Below are 18,893 nucleotides of genomic sequence, written 5' to 3'. Positions count from 1 at the left end.
GCGCTAGGGTGATGGGTTTCTGAACTCAAACCTGAAAATTATACCCGGACGCCACAAAAAACTCAATAAAAGGAAGGACTTAACGGCGAGCCGCGCTCGAATTGTGACGTCCCGCCAGGTCTGTGAACCCCATGCGCAGCTGTCGAAAACGTCACTTTTAGCACCCTACTCACTCCGCATTGCTGACTGCACCTGCGCCAGCGCGGTCGGGTCTTCAATCGTGGTCAGATCCCCCGGATCACGCCCTTCCGCCACCGCCTGCATGGCCCGGCGCAGCAGTTTGCCCGAGCGCGTCTTGGGCAGCGCGTTGACGAAGAACACGCGCGACGGCCGCGCCACTGCACCAAGTTGCGTCTCCACGGTGCGCATCAACTCCCCCTCCAGCGCAAGGCGATCGGTTGGCTCCGCTACGCGTGACGCGTCGCGCACGATGGCAAACCCCATCGCCACCTGCCCCTTGAGCGGATCCGCCACGCCCACCACCGCCACCTCCGCGATCGCAGGATGCGACGACAGGCTCTCTTCGATCTCGCGCGTGCCCAGACGATGGCCCGCCACGTTGATCACGTCATCGGTACGGCCAAGGATCGTGATGTAACCCTCTGCGTCCCGCACACCCCAGTCGAAGCTGGAATAGATCTGGCCACCAGGAAACGCCGACCAGTACGTCTTGAGGAAGCGCGCGTCATCACGCCAGACCGTGCTCATGCAGCCCGGCGGCAGCGGCGCCGTCACGGCCAGCAGACCCTTCTCACCCGGGGCACAGGGCTGGCCAGTCACCTCGTCGAGAATGTCGAGCTTGTAGCCATAGACCGGGAAACCGGGCGAACCCAGCTTTTGCGTTGACGGCTCCACGCCCTGTGGAATGGCCAGCATCGGCCAGCCGGTTTCGGTCTGCCAGTAGTTGTCGACGATAGGCTTCTGCAATGCTTCGCCGATCCAGCTTGCGGTCGGCTCGTCCAACGGTTCGCCCGCCAGGAACAGGCGGCGCAGGCTGGACAGGTCATGCCGGTGCAGCAGCGCCGGATCCTGCTTTTTCAGCACGCGAATCGCTGTCGGCGCGGTGAACATCACGTTGACCCGGTACTGCTCGACAATGCGCCACCAGATGGCGCCATCCGGGCGAATGGGCGTGCCTTCGTACATCACCGTCGTCAGGCCGGCGAGCAGTGGCGCATAGACGATGTAGCTGTGGCCGACCACCCAGCCGACGTCAGACGCGGTGAACATCGTGTCGCCGGCCTGCGCGCCGAAGATCAGCGGTATCGACGCGGCCAATGCCACCGCATAACCACCCGTGTCGCGCTGAACGCCCTTGGGCTTGCCGGTCGTACCCGAGGTGTAGAGGATGTACGACGGCTCACTCGACTCCATCCACTCGCACGGCACATCGGCATTCGCATGCTCGCTGCCAAGCGCGGCGTAGTCGACGTCGCGTGCGTTGTGCCGCATCGGTGCTAAGTTGCGATTGACGAGCAGCACGCGCTCGGGCTTGTGCACCGCCAGGTCGATAGCGGCGTCGAGCAGCGGTTTGTACTCGACCATCTTGCCCGCACGCGAGCCCGCGTCCGCGCTGACGATAACGCGCGGCGTGGCATCGTCAATGCGCGTAGCCAGGCTGTTGGATGCGAAGCCACCGAACACCACCGAGTGGATCGCCCCAATGCGCGCGCAGGCCAGCATCGCAAACGCGGCCTCAGGAATCATCGGCAGGTAGATCAACACCCGATCGCCCCGCTTGACGCCCAGCGCCTGCAGGCTGGCCGCCATGCGGTTGACCTCGCGGTGCAGCTGGCGATACGTGTACGTCGTCTCGATGCCGGTTTCAGTGGAGACATACACCAGCGCCGCCTGCTCGCCACGCGTGGCGAGATGACGATCCACCGCGTTGTGACACAGATTGGTGCGCCCACCAACAAACCAGCGCGCAAACGGCAAGCGTGAATCGTCGAGCACGGCGGAGTATGGCGTCTGCCAGTCGATGCGCTGGGCTTGCTCGTGCCAGAAGCCGGAAGGGTCGTCGACGGAACGCTGGTACAGCGCGCGGTATGCGGCAGACATGGGCATGACGTTGTCTCCTGGCCGACCCACTACATGGCGCGCCGGCTCAATGTTCGATGTGCTCGATGCGGCTACTGTGCGACCGCCAACTTACGCAGGTCTTACCGCAGCCCAAAAAGAAAACGGCGCCCCGCAGGACGCCGCTTCAGTTTGCCAGCTTCAGCGCTTCTTGCGCTTGGCCGATGTGCTGGCCACTGGCCTGGCCTTGACGACCGGCTTGCCGGCCACCTTGGCTGTCGGGACCCGCCCGGTCGACGCCGCCGCCGACGTTGCCGATACACGCACCGCACGCACACGACCACCGGAGCGTGCCTGCGGCAGCATCAGCACCACGTTATGCCCCCGCGGGATCGCATCGCCTGGCAACTGGTTCCACGCACGGATCTGCGCCACCGACACGCCATAGCGCCGCGACAAGCCTGCAACCGTATCGCGCTTGCCTGCGCGCACCACCACCTTTCTCAGATCAGGCATGTCGGGTTCGACGGCCATGGTGGCGTTTTCGGCCAGTTCAGGGCTGATATCCGGCGCATCGTCCTTGGCGCCATCCGCGCGCGGCACGACCACCGTGGAACCCGCTTTCAGGCGCATGCCTTTGGGAATGCGGTTGATCTCACGGATGGTGTCGGGGTCGACCTTCAGTCGCGCCGCCAGGGCTTCCACGCGCTCACGATTGCCGACCGTCACGGCCGTCCAGCTCGACAGGCCGCCGCGATACGTATTCAGGTTGTACTGAAACGTTTCCGCGTTGTCGTACGGCAGCAGAATCTGCGGATTCGAGGCGCCCAGGATCACCGGTCGGTTGAACGACGGGTTGAGCGCCTTGAACTCATCCATCGGCAGATTGGCCAGCCGCGCCGCCAGCACAACATCAATGTCCCGCGAGGTGGTAACGGTGACGAAATACGGGTGGTTCGGGATGTCCGGCAACCTGACGCCGTAGCGCTCGGGGCTGGCGATGATGTTCTTCACCGCCTGGAGCTTGGGCACGTACATGCGCGTCTCGGCCGGCATGTTCAGGTTGACGTAGTCCGTCGACAGGCCCGCCGCCTGGTTGCGCGCAATCGCCCGGGCGACCGAGCCCTCGCCCCAGTTATAGGCGGCCAGCGCCAGTTGCCAGTCGCCAAACTGATCGTGCAGCTTGGAGAGGTAGTCCAGCGCGGCGTCTGTCGAGGCGAGCACGTCTCGGCGCTCGTCCTGGAAGACGTTCTGCTTGAGGTTGTAGGTTCGGCCGGTACTGGGGATGAATTGCCACATCCCGGCTGCCTTGGCACTCGACACTGCCTGCGGGTTGAACGCACTTTCCACGAACGGCAGCAGGGCCAGTTCGGTGGGCATGTTGCGCCGCTCCAGTTCTTCGACGATGTGATACAGGTAGCGATTCGAGCGCTCGACCATGCGCTGGAACGCTTCCGGGCGCTGCGCATACCAATCGGCACGGTCATCCACGGCCGAGCTTTGCAGATCGGGCATGGAGAAGCCTTGGCGAATGCGCACCCAGAGATCCTTGGCCGGCCCTTTCAGGGAGGCCACGGGCTGCTGATCAACATTGACGACCGGCGCATTTTGGCCGGAAGCGGAGGCAGAGGCGCTTGTGCTGGCAGTGTCGGCATTCGGAGCGGGAGCCGTAGCACAGGCCGCGAGAAGCAGACTGAGCACAGATGCCGCAAGAAGTCGCACGGATCGCATCAAGTTCTGAGGGGTTGGACCTAAAAATTGCCCCAGATAGTAAGAAACGCATCCCGCCACGTCAACCCGCGTAGACCCGGCGTTTGCCTCGGCAGCCATCTCGGCGCGCAAACGGTAGCACCCGCGCGGCGCGTATTCTCAACGGAAACTGTTCTTCCACTCGCGCAAAGCGGCGAATACGGCCACCGGATCTTTTGTGCCGATAGCGGCGTGACGCGCCACCGCTTGCATCACTTCGGGCTCATCCGACCGCATGAACGGGTTGGTCGCGCGCTCATGGCCAACGGTGGTGGGCACGGTCGAGCGGCCCTCGGCTCGCAACGCCGCAACCTTGTCCTCCCAGGCGGCCAAGCTGGCGTTGCCCGGCTCGACTGCGCGCGCAAAGCGCACATTCGATGCGGTGTATTCATGCGCGCAGTAGACAAGGGTGTCTGGCGCCAGCGCAGCCAGCTTGGCCAGCGACGCGCGCATCTGCGCAGGGGTGCCCTCAAAGAGCCGGCCGCAACCAGTCGCGAATAGCGTGTCGCCGCAAAACAGGCTGGCGGGTGTCTTGTCACCCTGCAGATGGCCGACGTAGGCGACGTGGCCACTGGTGTGCCCCGGCACATCAATCACGCGGAACGTAGCTGCCGGTTGCTCGAGCGTGACGACGTCGCCTTCGCGCACGGCCTGGGTGCGGCACGGGATGGTTTCGCCCGCCGGACCGATCACCGGCAACGGTGCGCCCTCGGGATTCTCCGGATACGCCGCGACCAGTTCCCGCACCCCGCCGACGTGATCGCCGTGATGATGTGTGATTACAATGGCACCGAGCGCCAGCCCGCGCTCCTGGAGGAAGCGCAGCACGGGTTGCGCGTCGCCTGGGTCCACAACAGCAGCCACGCGGCCATCGTGAAGTGCCCAAATATAATTATCGGCAAACGCAGCGATCGCCTCTACCTCAAGTGCTACTTCCGACGGCACACCACCCTGGACCATGCCTGACTCCTCTAACGATCGCCGCATTATAGATTGGCACCACTGGCTGGCTTCACCGCCTGGGCAATACGTCCTGCGCTGGGAGCAGGCGCAATTCGATCGCACCGTCGCCGACATGTTCGGCTTTCATGCGCTGCAACTCGGCCACCCGGGCTTTGGCGCGCTGCGCGAGAACCGCATCCCGCTGATTGCGCGCGTGATCGACGATATCGACCCAACCGCCCCCATTGAAACGCTCGACCCAATGGACGGCGACCCGGCCGATCCCGTAGACGCCTCAGCCGACGGCGAGAGCGACGCCAGCGCCCCGCAGCGCCAGGCCAAGCCTCGCGTGATCTGCCGCTACGACGAGCTGCCGTTTGCCTCGCAGAGTATCGACCTCGTAGCCCTGCCCCATGTGCTGGAGTTCACCGACGATCCGCACGAAGTGCTGCGCGAAGTGGCGCGCGTGCTGATGCCTGAGGGGCGATTGATCATCACCGGCTTCAACCCGCTGAGCCTGTGGGGCATGCGCCAGGGCATGCGGCGCCTGGGTACGGAATCGTTCCTGCCAGCGCAGAGCCAGATGATTGCCTTCACCCGCCTGAAGGACTGGCTCAAGCTGCTCGGATTTGATATCGTGCGCGGCCGTTTCGGCTGCTACCGGCCGCCCAACCGCACCGAGAAGTGGCTGCAGCGTACGGCCTTCATGGAGAAGGCCGGCGATCGCTGGTGGCCGATCTTCGGGGCGGTCTACATGCTGCAGGCCGTCAAGCGCGTGCGCGGCATGCGGATGGTCGGCCCCGCGTGGAAGACCCGCAAGTCGCCCGCGCTGGTGCCAGCCGGCACGCCGGTCGCCACGCCATCGGGCTCGCATTCGACCAAGACGCCGCCGGCCGCCGCGTGCGACGGCAAATCGGGCGCCTAACTTCAGCCGATGGGCGCCACCGCCCTCTTACCACTCACTGATCGCTTTCGTATTCATGCAGGAAGTCACCGTCTATTCCGATGGCGCATGCAAGGGCAACCCAGGCCTTGGCGGCTGGGGCACCGTGCTCGTCTCGGGCGGCCACGAAAAAGAACTCTTTGGCGGCGAAGCCGTCACCACGAACAATCGCATGGAGCTGATGGCCGTCATCGAAGCGTTTCGCGCGCTCAAGCGGCCGTGCCGAGTCAAGGTCTACACCGATTCGCAGTACGTGCAGAAAGGCATCAGCGAATGGCTGGCCGGCTGGAAGGCACGCGGCTGGAAGACCGCAGACAAGAAGCCCGTGAAGAACGATGATCTGTGGCGCATCCTCGATGAACTCGTCGTCACGCACGAGGTGAGCTGGCATTGGGTCAAGGGCCATGCTGGCCACCCGGGCAACGAACGCGCCGATGCCCTCGCCAACAAGGGCGTGGAGCTGGCGCGCCAGGCGGCCCGCGCCTAACGCGCCCGCTTGCCCCCTTTATACCGGCCGATCACCTGGGCTTGATGTCGCGCACACGTGATGCGTAATGACGTTGCATTCATCGACTCGCGCCATACACTGGAGCAAAGGCGGCGCACAGTGCATCGCCGTTTTTTCATGGAGGCCGGCCATGAAATCGATTGAATTCCCCGCGGGCACACCACGCTACTGCGCAGCAGATCTCACCCTCACCTGCACCGCCAGCGTTGACGGCACCTACGCCTGCTATGCGGTGACGGCGGAGGCACTGGAAGAGCATTTCGGCGCCCGTTCCTGGCGGCAGGAAGATCTGCTGCAGGCAATGGAAACCCATCGCGGGACCATCGAAGACATGGCCCGCTCGCTGTTCAAATTGACCGATTCACACGACATCGTGCTGCGCAGCGGGCACTTCCGCTTTGGCATGTAGCTCAGCATCTCAACAGGTGACGTCACCCCGGTTGCGTCACCTGCCAGGCACGTTCGCCCGCACCAGAACAACGAACGGCCTTGGGGGACCGGGGGAGAAAGGGGCGCCATGCGGGACAGCGGACAACATCGGCAGGGCCTCGCCACCCACCCATTTTTGGAGGCACGCCGTGCAAGCACCGATCGATCTCTCTCTAGAAGTCTTTCGCACTCAGCTACAAACCGCCCTGCACACCCTGACCACTCTGGAGGAAACACAAGAACGCGCGCTCAAGATCACGCTCAAGGGCGTGGAAGATGCGGAGCGGCGTGCACTGCAAGCCTGCGCCTCGGTTTCCGAGGCTGCCAACTGGGAAGACCTGGCCGCACTGCCGGCCGCCCTGCTGCAAACCCGCATCGAGCAAAGCAGTCGCCTCTTCCAAACCTTCCTGAGCATGGTGAGCGAGCAGCAGAACGCCCTGCTTCAACAGGCCACCACATCAGCGGAAGCCTGGCGCACGCTGGCAACACATTGGGGAGATGAACCGATGATTGCGCCAGTCCGTGCACTTTTCGGCGCGCTAGGCACCGCAGAACTGCCGGGCATGCCGCAAACGCTTCAGCCTTCAGACAAGAAAAAGGCGAGCGCAAAGAACACTGAGCCCGCCGCCCCGGCGGTGTGAGCAAAGCCACGCACCGACGGTTGACGCGCGCTAGTCAGGCTTGCACTCGTACTTCATCTCGCGCCGACCGTCTTCGTAGACCACTTCCAGCCGGCAGGTGAAGCCCCAGAGCCGGGTGACGTGGCGCACCATCTCTTCGTAGTTGCTGCCCAGGGGGCGGCGGTTGTTCTGCTGATGCCGCATGGTCAGCGAACGATCACCGCCCACGTCCACATTGGTGACCTGGATATTCGGCTCGATGTTCGACAAGTCGTACTGGCTCGCCAGCAGCTGGCGGATCATGCGGTAACCCTCGTCGTCGTGGATGGCAGTCACGCGCAGCTTGGGCTCGCGGTCATCATCCAGCACCGAGAACAACTTCAACTCGCGAATTACCCGCGGCGACAGGAACTGCAGCAAGAAGCTCTCGTCCTTGAAGTTGCGCATGGCAAAGTCGAGCGTCTCCTGCCAGTCACTGCCCGCAATCTCGGGCGCCCAACGGAAATCTTCATCGGTGGGTGCTTCGCAAATGCGGCGGATGTCCTGAAAGATCAGGAAGCCCAGCGTGTACGGGTTGAAACCGCTGTAGTAAGGGCTGTTGTATGGCGGCTGGTAAATCACATTGGTATGCGCCTGCAGCAGCTCCAGCATGAAGGCATCGTTGACGAGCTTCTCGTCGTACAGCTTGTGCAGGATGGTGTAGTGCCAGAACGTAGCCCAGCCTTCGTTCATGACCTTGGTCTGACGCTGCGGATAGAAGTACTGCGCGATCTTGCGCACGATGCGCACGATCTCTCGCTGCCAGGGCTGCAACTTGGGCGCGTTCTTCTCGATGAAGTAGAGAAGGTTTTCCTCCGGCTCCGGCGGAAACTTCGGTTCCGGCTCGGGCACATCGTCTGCGGTGGCCAGCGCATGCGCACGGTGCTTGGGCAGTGTGCGCCACAAGTCATTGACCTGCGCCTCCAGGTATTTTTCGCGTTCGTCCTGGCGCGCCTGCTCTTCGGTAATCGACAGCTTTTTGGGCCGGCGATAGCGGTCCACACCGTAGTTCTGCAATGCGTGGCAGGAATCGAGCAACAGTTCCACTTCCTGCTCGCCATAGCGGCGTTCGCATTCGGCCACATAGCTCTTGGCGAACAGCAGGTAGTCGACGATGGCGTCTGCGTTGGTCCAGGTGCGGAACAGGTAGTTGCCCTTGAAGAAGGAGTTGTGGCCGTAGCAGGCATGCGCGATCGTCAGCGCCTGCATGGGCATCGTGTTCTCCTCCATCAGGTAGGCGATGCAGGGGTTGGAGTTGATGACGATCTCGTACGCCAGCCCCATCTGGCCACGCTGGTAGCCACGCTCCGAAGCTAGAAAGTGCTTCCCATACGACCAGTGGTTGTAGCCCAGAGGCAAGCCGGACGACGCATAGGCATCCAGCATCTGCTCTGCGGTGATGATCTCGATCTGATTCGGATAGGTGTCCAGGCCAAACTCGCCGGCAATGCGGGCGATGTTCTGGTCATAGAGCTTGATCAGATCGAAGGTCCATTCCGAGCCTGTCGAAAGATAGGCCATGCTCGTTCCCCGTTGACTCCGTCACACGCTGCCGCGTGCTCTCCGAAGCAGCGCCACGGGCACTGCCGTTCAGGTGGTGCGCTTCTGGAACAAATCGTGCAATACCGGATAGATTTCGTCAGCCTTGAGGATGCGCTGCATCGCGAAGTTCTCATATGCAGCCTGCACCGTAAGATACTCCTCCCACAGGTTCTGTGGCTCCGTCGAGACCACCTCGATGTAGGCGAAATACTGTGTCACCGGCAGGATCGATTCGCGCAGCAGCTGGGCGCAAAGCTCTGAATCCCCCGCCCAGTTGTCGCCGTCCGATGCCTGGGCACAGTAGATGTTCCACTGGCTCGGTGGGTAACGGTCATGGATCACTTCCGTGACGAGCTTGAGCGCGCTCGACACCACCGTACCGCCGGATTCACGCGAATGGAAGAAGTCCTCCTCACTCACCTCCTTGGCTACGGTGTGGTGCCGGATGAAGACGACGTCGATGCGCTCGTAGTTCCGCTTCAGAAACAGGTACAGCAGCATGAAGAAGCGCTTGGCGAGATCCTTGCGCTGTTCATCCATCGAGCCCGATACATCCATCACGCAGAACATCACCGCCTGCGCCTGCGGGCGCTTGCGTTGCACGCGATTGTTGTAGCGCAGGTCGAGCTTCTCGATAAAAGGCACACGGTCCAGGCACGAGCGCAGGTGCCGCATCTCTTTCGTCAACTCCAACGCGCGCGCACAGTACGGCCCGTCGTTCTGGAGCACCTCGTTGTACTCGGTCTCCAGTTCATGCAGGCGCCGCTGATACGGGCTGGACAGCGCAATGCGTCGGCCGATGGAGCTGCGCATCGTGCGCAGGATGGACAGGTTCGAGGGCGTGCCGTCCAGCGAGTAGCCGGCGCGTACCTTGCGCACTTCCGCGATCTTGGCCAAGTGACGCTTGGCCATGTCGGGCAGTGCCATGTCCTCGAAGAAGAAGTTGAGGAAGTCCTCGCGCGAGAGCGTGAAGACAAAGTCGTCTTCGCCCTCGCCCGAATCACTCGCCTGGGAGCCGGTGCCGCCACTGCCCTGCTGTTGCCGGTCAAAACTGTCGCCCCGGACAAATTGCCTGTTGCCGGGGTGGACGCCCTCCCGGCGCCCGCCCGAGCCGTGGTGAAACATGGGCTCGGAGATGTCCTTGACCGGAATGGACACCTGCCCGCTCTGCTCGATGTCCATGATCTTCCGGCCGGACACCGCCTTGGCCACCGCGCGACGAATCTGGTCCTTGTAGCGCTTGATGAAGCGCTGCTTGTTGACGGTACTCTTGCCGCCGCCGTTCTCTCGCCGATCGATGATCGTGCCCATGTGGCTGCCCTCGGTTGGAAGTGGTCTGCTTCGCGCCTCTCCTTAAGACGACTTCCGTACGCGCAGGTACCACTCCACCAGCAGGCGCACCTGCTTCTCCGTATAGCCCTTTTCCACCATGCGGTTGACGAAGTTCTCGTGCTTCGCCCGGTCGTCGTGCGACGACTTGGCGTTGAACGAGATCACCGGAAGCAAATCTTCCGTGGTCGAGAACATCCGCTTTTCGATCACCGCGCGCAGTTTCTCGTAACTGGTCCAGACCGGGTTCTTGCCCCCGTTCTTGGCCCGCGCCCGCAGCACGAAGTTGACGATCTCGTTGCGGAAGTCCTTCGGGTTGGAAATGCCCGCCGGTTTCTCCACCTTCTCCAGCTCGTCGTTCAAGGCACTGCGATCGAGAATCTCGCCGGTATTCGGATCGCGGTACTCCTGATCCTGGATCCACAGGTCGGCAAACACCACGTAGCGGTCGAAGATGTTCTGCCCGTACTCCGAATACGACTCCAGATAAGCGGTCTGGATCTCCTTGCCGATGAACTCAACATAAGGCGCAGCAAGGTACTCCTTGATGTAGGACATCAGCTTGGATTCCGTCTCCGGCGCAAACTGTTCACGCTCGATCTGCTGCTCGAGCACGTACAGCAGGTGCACCGGGTTGGCCGCCACCTCCGCCCCATCAAAGTTGAAGACCTTCGACAACACCTTGAAGGCAAAGCGCGTCGACAGCCCGGTCATGCCCTCGTCAATACCGGCAAAGTCGCGGTACTCCTGATACGACTTGGCCTTCGGGTCGACATCCTTGAGGCTCTCGCCGTCGTAGACGCGCATCTTGGAGAAGATGTTGGAGTTCTCCGGTTCCTTGATGCGCGTGAGCACCGCAAACTGCGCCATCATCTTCAGCGTGTTCGGTGCGCACGGCGCATTCGACAGCGAGCTGTTGCGCAGCAGCTTGTCGTAGATCTTCACCTCGTCCGACACGCGCAGGCAGTACGGCACCTTGACGATGTAGATGCGATCGAGGAAGGCTTCGTTGTTGCGGTCGGACTTGAAGCTCTGCCACTCCGCCTCGTTCGAGTGGGCCAGGATCACGCCGTCAAACGGGATCGCACCAAAACCCTCGGTGCCCTTGTAGTTGCCTTCCTGCGTGGCCGTCAGCAACGGGTGCAACACCTTGATAGGCGCCTTGAACATCTCCACGAACTCCAGCAGCCCGCGGTTGGCCAGGCACAGCCCGCCGGAGTACGAGTACGCATCCGGATCGTCCTGCGGATAGTCCTCCAGCTTGCGGATATCGACCTTGCCGACCAGTGACGAGATGTCCTGATTGTTCTCATCGCCCGGCTCCGTCTTGGAAATCGCAATCTGCGAGAGCACGGACGGATGCAGCCTCACCACGCGGAACCGCGTGATGTCGCCATTGAACTCATGCAGCCGCTTGACCGCCCATGGCGAGGCAATCGAGTTCAGATAGCGCCGTGGAATGCCGTAGTCTTCCTCCAGGATCTTGCCGTCTTCCTCGGGCGAAAACAGCCCGAGCGGGGACTCGTGAATGGGCGAGCCCTTGAGCGCATAGATGGGGATCTGCTCCATCAGCGCCTTCAGCTTTTCAGCTAGAGAGGACTTGCCGCCGCCCGGAGGCCCGAGCAGATAGAGGATCTGCTTGCGTTCCTCAAGGCCCTGCGCGGCATGCTTGAAGAACGAGACGATCTGCTCGATCGTGTCCTCCATGCCGTAGAACTCCCGGAAGGCCGGGTAAATGCGGATGACCTTGTTGAAGAACAACCGCGACAGCCGAGGATCGTGGTGGGTGTCCACAAGTTCGGGCTGGCCGATTGCAGCAAGCATGCGCTCGGCTGCGGTCGCATAAGCGGTGGAGTCCTTTTTGCAGATATCCAGGTACTCCTGGATGCTGTACTCGTCCTCTTTGCGAGCCTCAAAACGCGTAGCGTAGTGGCGGAAAATATCCATATCTCCCCCGTAGATTTCTTCCTCACCACCAGCATGGTCATGCTGGAACGAGGCTAGTTCTTGCGTGCGTTGAATGCGGTACTTATTCCACTGTAGACCAATCACGGATGAGCACAAGAACGCTTAAGCCTCTGAAGCGGTGCACAAGCAATCGTGATCGCATTAGCGCTCGACGTGATGCAGTGCCAAACCGCAACGGCTCGCAATCTCATCAGCATGTTCATGCGCAGCAATCTGTTGTCACCACTCGCACCGCTAATGCGCCCAATCGGGGTGGAGCAGAAAGCGTACCCAGTTCCACGGGTGCGCTCGCATGTTTGTACGTAACCGATCTGCATGAGTTCCCACCAACCGCTCCAACGGAAGCAGGGGTTATCCCGGCCCCGCTGGCGTTCAATGCCTCTTGCGGTGTTGCATACGTAGCAACCCGGGCGGCCTCCCCCGTTGTGTTCGCAACCTTTCTTCCGTTGAGCAACGGTCAATTGCACAAAACGGGGCGAGTGGCCTCGATTCGGTGCAGGCGCCACGTGCCCGATCCAAGCGGGCGGATTGTCGTTTTTTCTACGCTAGCGAGGAGATGCTGCTGAGTGCGCAGGAATGAATAACGAAAGACGGCAAAGAAAAAAGGCCCTCGGCGATTGCCTGAGGGCCTTTCTTTTGCGATTGCTCGCGAATTGGTGGGTGGTACAGGGATTGAACCTGTGACCCCTGCCGTGTGAAGGCAGTGCTCTACCGCTGAGCTAACCACCCGAAAACTGCTGCCGGGATGCGGCGAAAACGAGATTATGGCGAAAAGCTGTGCCCGTGTAAAGCCCCCGGCTGCACTTTTTTGCTTCGATCTCGCATCAAGCCGCCGGAGGCGTAGCTTCCGGCGCTTCCCGGGTCCAGACAGTCTTGCCGCCGCTGGCCTTGTCGATCTCCTTGAGCACGCCAGCATGGGCTTGGGCTTCCGTCTCGGTGGCCAGCAGCACCGGCAATTCAAGCGCGCTCAAGTCAACGGTGGCGGCCACTGCCGAAGCACTCTCGCCGCCTTCCAGCATGTCGATTACCAGCGTGTTCTGGCCGCGCGTCATGGCCAGGTAGACCTCGGCCAGCAGTTCCGCATCCAGCAAGGCGCCGTGCAGCGTACGGTGTGCGTTACTCACGCCCAGCCGGTCGCACAGCGCATCCAGCGAGTTTCGCTTGCCCGGGAACATCTGGCGCGCCTCGCGCAACGTATCGATATGCCCCGACAGATGTTCGCGGAAGGGCGGCAGCCCCAGGCGCTGGAATTCCATGTCCAGGAAGCCCAAGTCGAACGCGGCGTTGTGGATGATCGCCTCGGCGCCCTGCACATAGTCACGGATTTCGTTGACGATTTCCGCAAATTTGGGCTTGTCGGCCACAAACTCGTTGGTGATGCCGTGCACCGCCATCGCGCCTGCGTCGATCTCCCGCTCAGGGTTGATGTAGAAGTGCAGATTGCGGCCGGTCAGCCGGCGGTTGACCATCTCCACGCAGCCGATTTCGATCACGCGGTCGCCAGTGGCGGCGTTCAGGCCCGTGGTTTCGGTATCGAGGATGATCTGTCGTGTCATACGCCCACCTACCCGTTACTTGAAGACGACGGTCTTGTGGCCATTGAGCAGGATGCGATGTTCGGCATGCCACTTCACGGCGCGGGCCAGTGCCACGCACTCCACATCACGACCGACGGCGGTGAGCTGCTCCGGGTCCATGCTGTGGTCCACGCGCTCGATCTCCTGCTCGATGATCGGGCCTTCGTCGAGGTCGGCCGTCACATAGTGCGCCGTCGCGCCGATCAGCTTCACGCCGCGCTCGTGTGCCTGGTAGTACGGCTTGGCACCCTTGAAGCTCGGCAGGAACGAATGGTGGATGTTGATGGCGCGGCCTTCCAGCTTGCGGCACAGGTCATCCGAGAGGATCTGCATGTAGCGCGCGAGCACCACCAGATCGATCTGCTGCTCCTGGGCAATTTCCCAGATGCGGGCTTCTTGCTGCGCTTTCTGTGCGTCAGTCGCTTGCAGCAGCGGCAAGTGCATGAACGGCACGTCGTACGACGCAGCCAGTTGATAGAAATCGCGGTGGTTCGAAGCGATCGCAGCGATCTCGATCGGTAGTTGGCCTGCGCGGGCGCGGAACAGCAGGTCGTTCAGGCAATGACCGATCTTCGAGACCAGGATCATCACGCGCGGCTTGATCGCGGCGTCGAACATGCCCCACTGCATCGAGAAACGATCACCGATGGGTGCAAAGCGGTCGCGCAGCGTTTGCAGGTCCAGCGGCTGGCCCTGCGGCACGAAATGCACGCGCATGAAGAAGCGGTTGGTGAACTCGTCGCCGTACTGGTCGGAATCGAGGATGTTGCAGCCCTGCTCGAACAACAGGCCGGACACGGCATGAACGATGCCGGGCTGGTCCGGGCAGGACAGGGTGAGGATGAAACCGGAGTGACTCATGAAGCGTTTTACGTATTGTTGTCAGGCGCGAACCGTTGCGGCACAAGGGACGGAATCAAGCGCGCCAGGGCACCGAGGGTGACGAGCGTGGCGTCCACCGTCATCGCGCAATTCGCCATGATATCAAGCGCGGCGTCGGGGCTGGCGCGCAGGTGGCCTGCCACCTCGCCGTCCTGATTGGCAGGGGTGAAGCTGGCGGGCAGCGTCAGGTCAAAGGCGAACAGGGTCTCGTTCTGGATACCTTCGGGCACGGCGCGCAGGACGTCGATCGTGCCGCGCGGCACGAGCCGGGCCGCCAGATCGACACCGATGCCCGCCTCTTCCCAGCATTCTTTTTCCAGCGCGCCGCGGGCGTCGAACCCATGGCCGATACCGCCGGCGACGAGGTTGTCCCACATACCGGGGTCGATCGGCTTGGTGCTGGCACGGCGGGCCAGCCAGAGCATTGGCTCTGGGCCGTCGATCAAGCCGTTCATGTGGGCGGCGTAAGTCCGGATGCCGAAAAAGCGCGCGGCTGCGCGTTCGACCAGCGCCAGTGCAGGCGTGCCCCAGCCGGTATTGACGGCGAATTGCTCGTCGCGCCAGCCACGTACGTGCCCCTCCTCGGCCAAGCGCGCAATCACCTCGGCCAATGCGGCGGTGCGTTCGCCCTCGGTGGCAAGGGTGCTGCGCAAATCGACCCGACCTGCCGATACCTCGAACCACTGCGGCCAGCGCCCAAGCAGCGCGGCGCGCTCGCCATCCAGCAAACCGACGCGCTGCCCTGCAACAATCCAGGGCACCAAAGCTGCGGCATCAAGGGCGTTGCGGGCCGCCAAACCGTCAACAACCTGATGAATACGCGAATCAGTCATACGAGCACCGCGCAAGGCAGTACGACATTGTGCTTTCCGTACTGCGCCCGAATGTGCTGTTCATGCGCGATAATGTGCCGTTAGTAGAAGCCATCATCAGATTGGAGAAACAAGGATGGATGAAATCGACGAGCTGTCGGATCTGCCGACCCCGCGCTTTATCTGGGGGTTCGCCATTGCCGTCACACCGTCCGGCGAAGTGTCGCACGATGAATTCGAGTACCTCACGCACACGCGTTCGCCGCGCTTCACGTGCCGTGTGGTGGAACTCGAAGACATGCCCGCCGAGCCGGAAGACGACGGCGATATCGACGGCCGCATCGTCCACTTCGAAAACCCCAAGCGGATGTTCTACATCACCGACTTGGGCCTGGCGCTGATGAACTTCACGCTGTTCGACAAAGTGGACAACAAGGCCAAGCTGAAGAACGCCTGCGACGAAGCCATCGCCGACTGGCTGACCCGCCGCGATTTCCTCGATTCAGAGGAAGACGACGAGGAGTAATCCGCCTAGCTTGCCAGGCCTGCGCTGTCACCGTCGAAGCGCAGGTCAGTCAAGCGCACATCGGCGTAAGAGCGCCCGGCATCGAGCAACGCCGACACCTGCGCCTTCACCCGCTCTTTCTGCACCCGCAATGCGCGCGGAGGCACCGTCGGATCCTGACCGGTGTGGTGCAGATACAGCATCTTGTAGGTGAGCTGGCTTACCATCCACTGCCGCAGTACGCGGCGACGGCCTGCGTGGTCGGCCTCCAACGCATCCACCTGCATCAGCAATGCCGAGAAGGCGCGCGCCATGCTGGCGGCATCAGACTCAGCTCCGGCAATGCAACGTTCAGCCAGCGCACGCGCTTCGGCCGGCGACATGACATCGGTTTCGACGAAACGGTCCGTGGGTTGACTGACGGTCACGCCCTGGCGTGCGAGCCGGGCTGATACGGCGCTCAGCGCTTCCTGTGCGCGGCGGATGGAGGCGTCCAATGATTCGGTGCTCGCCTGCAGTAAGCCGATGGTCGGCTGCTCGCTGGCTACTGGGTTGGGCGGTTCGACAAGTTTTTTCGCGTCCATAGTCCCCTCCGGTTGCCGCCCGCAGCTCAAAATGCACCGAGGCGAAAAAACGGATTGTAAGGCGCATAGCGCACAACGCGATAAAAGATCACATTTCGGCCTGCAAAATCGCGCCTTGATGTGACAAAGCGCAATCGACCAGGCTACGCCTGTTGGCCTGCATCAACGCCGCATTGTCGCTCCACGGTTAAAATAAGGGATTACGCGCAGCACATCCCCTGCCCTGCGCCCTCTCATTTGCGGACCGCCTTTGCGCGGCAAGGAAGTCGCCTTGATCAAGTGGATTCTCGTTGCCCTTTACCTGGGCTCCATCCTGTACGTGCACTTTCGCGGCAAAGTGCGCCTGAAGTTCTGGCGCCAGATGTTCGACCACTCCGCGGTGGTCGCGCCGGTCAACTGCTTCATGTATGCGTTCTCGGGCGTGCCGCAGACGGCCTATGTGCCGGTCGAGCGCTTTCCGGATCTGGAAAAATTGCAGGCCGCCTGGCCGCAGATTCGTGACGAAGGCCTGGCGCTGGTCAACCTGCGCAAGATCAAGGCCGCCGAGAAGAACGACGACGCCGGCTTCAACTCCTTCTTCAAGAATGGCTGGAAGCGCTTCTACCTGAAGTGGTATGAGGCAAGCCACCCGTCGGCTGAAGAGTTCTGCCCGAAGACGGTTGCGCTGCTGCGCGAACTGCCCAGCGTGAAGGCCGCGATGTTTGCCGAGCTGCCGCCAGGCGGCAAGCTCAACCCGCACCGTGATCCGTTTGCCGGTTCGCTGCGCTATCACCTGGGCCTGGCCACGCCGAATGACGACCGCTGCTTTATCGAGGTCGATGGCGAGCGCCACAGCTGGCGTGACGGCGAAGGTGTGGTCTTTGACGAGACCTACCTGCACTGGGCGCAGAACGGCTCCGACAAGGACCGACTGATCCTCTTCTGCGACATCGAACGCCCGATGAAATTCGGCTGGGCGCAGCGCGTCAACAAGTGGCTCGGCCGCAAGGTCATGACGGCCGCCAGCTCGCCCAACGATGAAGGCGACCAGACCGGCGGCATCAACAAACTGTTCCGCTATGTCTGGCTGATGGGCCAGTATCGCCGTCGCTTCAAGGCGTGGAACCGCAAGGTCTACTACGTGGTGAAGTTCGGTCTGATCATCGGTGGAATCGCCCTGATCGTCTGGATCTGACCCCACTGTCGCATCGCACAAGGAACCGGCTTCGCGCCGGTTTTTTGTTGCGTTTGCAAAAGATGCAAGCAATACGACTTCCTTACGCTTTTACACAAGCCGGTGTGAAAAAGCGCTACGTCAGCCACAAATCTCGCCTAATGTCAGGAACTGAGCGCTCAGGCGTTCATCTGATATGGCGGGCACACCGCTTGCTGCAAGGTGTCTGACACCCTCGGCCGACAAGCTTGGGGCCCACGTCAGCTCGTTACGCAGGGCTCGTTTGCTCTTTTTGGCCCCTTTCCACAACACTGAGACCGATCGCCATGAACAAGAACCTCCTCAGCCGTCGTACTGCTGCCACGCTTGCTGCTGTCGCGCTGCTTGGCACCCAGATCGCAGCCTGTACCACCACCAGCCCGAAAGCAGAGGGCTCCGACGTGATGACGTCGACCAACAAGCACGCCACCACCAACTCGCAAGCCGATTCCGTGCTCTCGCGCCTGTACACCACCGCCAACGGCTCACGCGAGCTTGTTGGGCGCGCCAAGGGTGTGCTGGTATTCCCGTCGGTGCTCAATGCTGGCTTCGTGGTCGGCGGGCAGTACGGCGAAGGCGTGCTGCGCACCGGCGGCGGCCGTCCGCTGGGCTACTACAACATCGCCTCCGCTTCGGTGGGCTTCCAGGCTGGCGCCCAGTCGCGCGCGCTCATCATCCTCTTCATGACGGACGAGGCGCTACAGAAATTCCAAGCCAGCCAGGGCTGGACGGCCGGTGTGGACGCCACGGTGGCGTTGGCCAAGATCGGCGCCAATGGCGCGATCGACACCAACACCGTGCAACAGCCGATCATCGGCTTCAACCTGACCAACGCTGGCCTGATGGCCGGCGCATCGGTCGAAGGCACGAAGATCACCAAGCAGACCAACTGATCCGCACACGCTGCCTGTTGCAAGAACCGCCGTCTCCTACGGCGGTTTTTTTTTTGCCGGTCGGGCATACCGCGTTGCACCGATGTTGCAGCGCGCGTTGCAGCATCCCAGTGCAAGACAACAAATCAACCACTCAGAAAAGCATGCAGGCAAGTCGCCCACGCGCGCCAGCTTTGTCTCTGGGTTGGAATCCGCCGGCACGATCGATCTGGGCGGGCTGGACGTCCGTTACAGCCCCAACATCCGCAAGGGATCGAACTACGTGGAACTCACGGTGGTCGGCCCGAGCGTTACGTTCGTCAAATAGGTGCATACTCCGGTGCACGCTGCCGCGGCAGCCGCTCTACCGCAAGGCATAGC

At 62.0% G+C, this 18,893-nt stretch carries 17 protein-coding genes, 1 tRNA gene and 1 pseudogene; 8 read left to right on the top strand and 11 right to left on the bottom strand.

Translation table 11 applies throughout. The features are described 5' to 3' along the window. Nucleotides 1-165: 165 nt before the first annotated feature. The 3 genes from prpE to gloB all read right to left on the bottom strand — a co-directional run bounded on the left by prpE (nucleotide 166) and on the right by gloB (nucleotide 4,728). Nucleotides 166-2,067, bottom strand: coding sequence for a propionate--CoA ligase (gene prpE / locus V6657_RS07030; protein ID WP_048932633.1), 1,902 nt, complete (start codon nucleotides 2,065-2,067; stop codon nucleotides 166-168). A 153-nt stretch (nucleotides 2,068-2,220) separates the two neighbouring features. After that, complete coding sequence (locus tag V6657_RS07025; RefSeq protein WP_048932634.1) at nucleotides 2,221-3,750, bottom strand: transglycosylase SLT domain-containing protein; 1,530 nt, start codon at nucleotides 3,748-3,750, stop codon at nucleotides 2,221-2,223. A gap of 138 nt (nucleotides 3,751-3,888) precedes the next feature. Beyond that, nucleotides 3,889-4,728, bottom strand: coding sequence for a hydroxyacylglutathione hydrolase (gloB, locus tag V6657_RS07020; RefSeq protein WP_048932635.1), 840 nt, complete (start codon nucleotides 4,726-4,728; stop codon nucleotides 3,889-3,891). Between gloB and V6657_RS07015 the strand changes: the two genes are divergently transcribed. From V6657_RS07015 to V6657_RS07000, 4 genes are all read left to right on the top strand, one after another. Further along, nucleotides 4,727-5,635 (top strand): class I SAM-dependent methyltransferase, encoded by a 909-nt coding sequence (locus tag V6657_RS07015; RefSeq protein ID WP_171017948.1) that lies wholly within the window; start codon nucleotides 4,727-4,729, stop codon nucleotides 5,633-5,635. The genes gloB and V6657_RS07015 overlap by 2 nt on opposite strands. Before the next feature lie 55 nt (nucleotides 5,636-5,690). Then, nucleotides 5,691-6,140 carry a ribonuclease HI gene (gene rnhA / locus V6657_RS07010; protein WP_048932637.1) on the top strand — a complete coding sequence of 150 codons (450 nt, stop codon included), beginning with the start codon at nucleotides 5,691-5,693 and terminating at the stop codon, nucleotides 6,138-6,140. A gap of 151 nt (nucleotides 6,141-6,291) precedes the next feature. Then, nucleotides 6,292-6,570: a DUF1488 domain-containing protein gene (locus tag V6657_RS07005; protein ID WP_021194828.1), complete on the top strand. Its 279-nt coding sequence runs from the start codon at nucleotides 6,292-6,294 to the stop codon at nucleotides 6,568-6,570. Nucleotides 6,571-6,739: 169 nt separating this feature from the next. Further along, entirely contained in the window at nucleotides 6,740-7,231 is a 492-nt protein-coding gene (locus V6657_RS07000; protein ID WP_048932638.1) for a hypothetical protein, read from the top strand. A gap of 30 nt (nucleotides 7,232-7,261) precedes the next feature. Here the strand turns inward: V6657_RS07000 and V6657_RS06995 are convergent, their stop codons facing one another. The 7 genes from V6657_RS06995 to V6657_RS06965 all read right to left on the bottom strand — a co-directional run bounded on the left by V6657_RS06995 (nucleotide 7,262) and on the right by V6657_RS06965 (nucleotide 15,380). After that, the gene (locus V6657_RS06995) at nucleotides 7,262-8,770 is read right to left on the bottom strand and encodes a SpoVR family protein (protein ID WP_048932639.1); all 1,509 of its coding nucleotides are present in this window, start codon (nucleotides 8,768-8,770) and stop codon (nucleotides 7,262-7,264) included. 69 nt (nucleotides 8,771-8,839) lie between these two features. Further along, entirely contained in the window at nucleotides 8,840-10,102 is a 1,263-nt protein-coding gene (locus V6657_RS06990) for a YeaH/YhbH family protein (protein ID WP_048932640.1), read from the bottom strand. 42 nt (nucleotides 10,103-10,144) lie between these two features. After that, nucleotides 10,145-12,067, bottom strand: coding sequence for a PrkA family serine protein kinase (locus tag V6657_RS06985; RefSeq protein ID WP_048932641.1), 1,923 nt, complete (start codon nucleotides 12,065-12,067; stop codon nucleotides 10,145-10,147). 675 nt (nucleotides 12,068-12,742) lie between these two features. Continuing rightward, nucleotides 12,743-12,817 (bottom strand) — tRNA-Val (locus V6657_RS06980). A gap of 95 nt (nucleotides 12,818-12,912) precedes the next feature. Then, nucleotides 12,913-13,644, bottom strand: coding sequence for a DNA polymerase III subunit epsilon (gene dnaQ / locus V6657_RS06975; protein ID WP_048932642.1), 732 nt, complete (start codon nucleotides 13,642-13,644; stop codon nucleotides 12,913-12,915). 15 nt (nucleotides 13,645-13,659) lie between these two features. Next, nucleotides 13,660-14,526, bottom strand: coding sequence for a formyltetrahydrofolate deformylase (gene purU / locus V6657_RS06970; RefSeq protein ID WP_048932643.1), 867 nt, complete (start codon nucleotides 14,524-14,526; stop codon nucleotides 13,660-13,662). 8 nt (nucleotides 14,527-14,534) lie between these two features. Continuing rightward, nucleotides 14,535-15,380: a DUF4743 domain-containing protein gene (locus V6657_RS06965; RefSeq protein WP_048932644.1), complete on the bottom strand. Its 846-nt coding sequence runs from the start codon at nucleotides 15,378-15,380 to the stop codon at nucleotides 14,535-14,537. A gap of 115 nt (nucleotides 15,381-15,495) precedes the next feature. Here V6657_RS06965 and V6657_RS06960 point away from each other — a divergent pair, with 115 nt between their 5' ends. Continuing rightward, entirely contained in the window at nucleotides 15,496-15,885 is a 390-nt protein-coding gene (locus V6657_RS06960; RefSeq protein ID WP_048932645.1) for a hypothetical protein, read from the top strand. Nucleotides 15,886-15,890: 5 nt separating this feature from the next. Here the strand turns inward: V6657_RS06960 and V6657_RS06955 are convergent, their stop codons facing one another. Beyond that, nucleotides 15,891-16,448 carry a hypothetical protein gene (locus V6657_RS06955; RefSeq protein WP_048932646.1) on the bottom strand — a complete coding sequence of 186 codons (558 nt, stop codon included), beginning with the start codon at nucleotides 16,446-16,448 and terminating at the stop codon, nucleotides 15,891-15,893. A gap of 271 nt (nucleotides 16,449-16,719) precedes the next feature. Between V6657_RS06955 and lpxO the strand changes: the two genes are divergently transcribed. The 3 genes and pseudogenes from lpxO to V6657_RS06940 form a co-directional block, all read left to right on the top strand. Further along, nucleotides 16,720-17,622 carry a lipid A hydroxylase LpxO gene (gene lpxO, locus V6657_RS06950; protein WP_048932868.1) on the top strand — a complete coding sequence of 301 codons (903 nt, stop codon included), beginning with the start codon at nucleotides 16,720-16,722 and terminating at the stop codon, nucleotides 17,620-17,622. Nucleotides 17,623-17,927: 305 nt separating this feature from the next. Beyond that, a complete protein-coding gene (locus tag V6657_RS06945; RefSeq protein ID WP_048932647.1) occupies nucleotides 17,928-18,533 on the top strand; it encodes a YSC84-related protein in 606 nt (201 codons plus the stop codon). A 139-nt stretch (nucleotides 18,534-18,672) separates the two neighbouring features. Beyond that, nucleotides 18,673-18,840: pseudogene (locus tag V6657_RS06940) on the top strand (amino acid transporter); the annotation flags it as partial. Nucleotides 18,841-18,893 lie beyond the last annotated feature (53 nt).

Origin of the sequence: Ralstonia sp. RRA, assembly GCF_037023145.1 — a bacterium.
Classification (GTDB): Bacteria; Pseudomonadota; Gammaproteobacteria; order Burkholderiales; family Burkholderiaceae; genus Ralstonia.
The sequence above is the reverse complement of the archived record's forward strand: the minus strand, read 5'-3'. Positions and strand labels throughout refer to the sequence as shown.

Bases quoted from the DNA above. Each gene is read 5' to 3' on its own strand.
- V6657_RS06960 (WP_048932645.1), top strand. From the start codon at position 15,496: ATGGATGAAATCGACGAGCTGTCGGATCTGCCGACCCCGCGCTTTATC.
- V6657_RS06995 (WP_048932639.1), bottom strand. From the start codon at position 8,770: ATGGCCTATCTTTCGACAGGCTCGGAATGGACCTTCGATCTGATCAAG.
- rnhA (WP_048932637.1), top strand. From the start codon at position 5,691: ATGCAGGAAGTCACCGTCTATTCCGATGGCGCATGCAAGGGCAACCCA.
- V6657_RS06945 (WP_048932647.1), top strand. From the start codon at position 17,928: ATGAACAAGAACCTCCTCAGCCGTCGTACTGCTGCCACGCTTGCTGCT.
- V6657_RS07025 (WP_048932634.1), bottom strand. From the start codon at position 3,750: ATGCGATCCGTGCGACTTCTTGCGGCATCTGTGCTCAGTCTGCTTCTC.
- V6657_RS07005 (WP_021194828.1), top strand. From the start codon at position 6,292: ATGAAATCGATTGAATTCCCCGCGGGCACACCACGCTACTGCGCAGCA.
- V6657_RS06965 (WP_048932644.1), bottom strand. From the start codon at position 15,380: ATGACTGATTCGCGTATTCATCAGGTTGTTGACGGTTTGGCGGCCCGC.
- dnaQ (WP_048932642.1), bottom strand. From the start codon at position 13,644: ATGACACGACAGATCATCCTCGATACCGAAACCACGGGCCTGAACGCC.
- gloB (WP_048932635.1), bottom strand. From the start codon at position 4,728: ATGGTCCAGGGTGGTGTGCCGTCGGAAGTAGCACTTGAGGTAGAGGCG.
- V6657_RS07015 (WP_171017948.1), top strand. From the start codon at position 4,727: ATGCCTGACTCCTCTAACGATCGCCGCATTATAGATTGGCACCACTGG.
- V6657_RS06990 (WP_048932640.1), bottom strand. From the start codon at position 10,102: ATGGGCACGATCATCGATCGGCGAGAGAACGGCGGCGGCAAGAGTACC.
- V6657_RS06955 (WP_048932646.1), bottom strand. From the start codon at position 16,448: ATGGACGCGAAAAAACTTGTCGAACCGCCCAACCCAGTAGCCAGCGAG.
- prpE (WP_048932633.1), bottom strand. From the start codon at position 2,067: ATGCCCATGTCTGCCGCATACCGCGCGCTGTACCAGCGTTCCGTCGAC.
- V6657_RS06985 (WP_048932641.1), bottom strand. From the start codon at position 12,067: ATGGATATTTTCCGCCACTACGCTACGCGTTTTGAGGCTCGCAAAGAG.
- purU (WP_048932643.1), bottom strand. From the start codon at position 14,526: ATGAGTCACTCCGGTTTCATCCTCACCCTGTCCTGCCCGGACCAGCCC.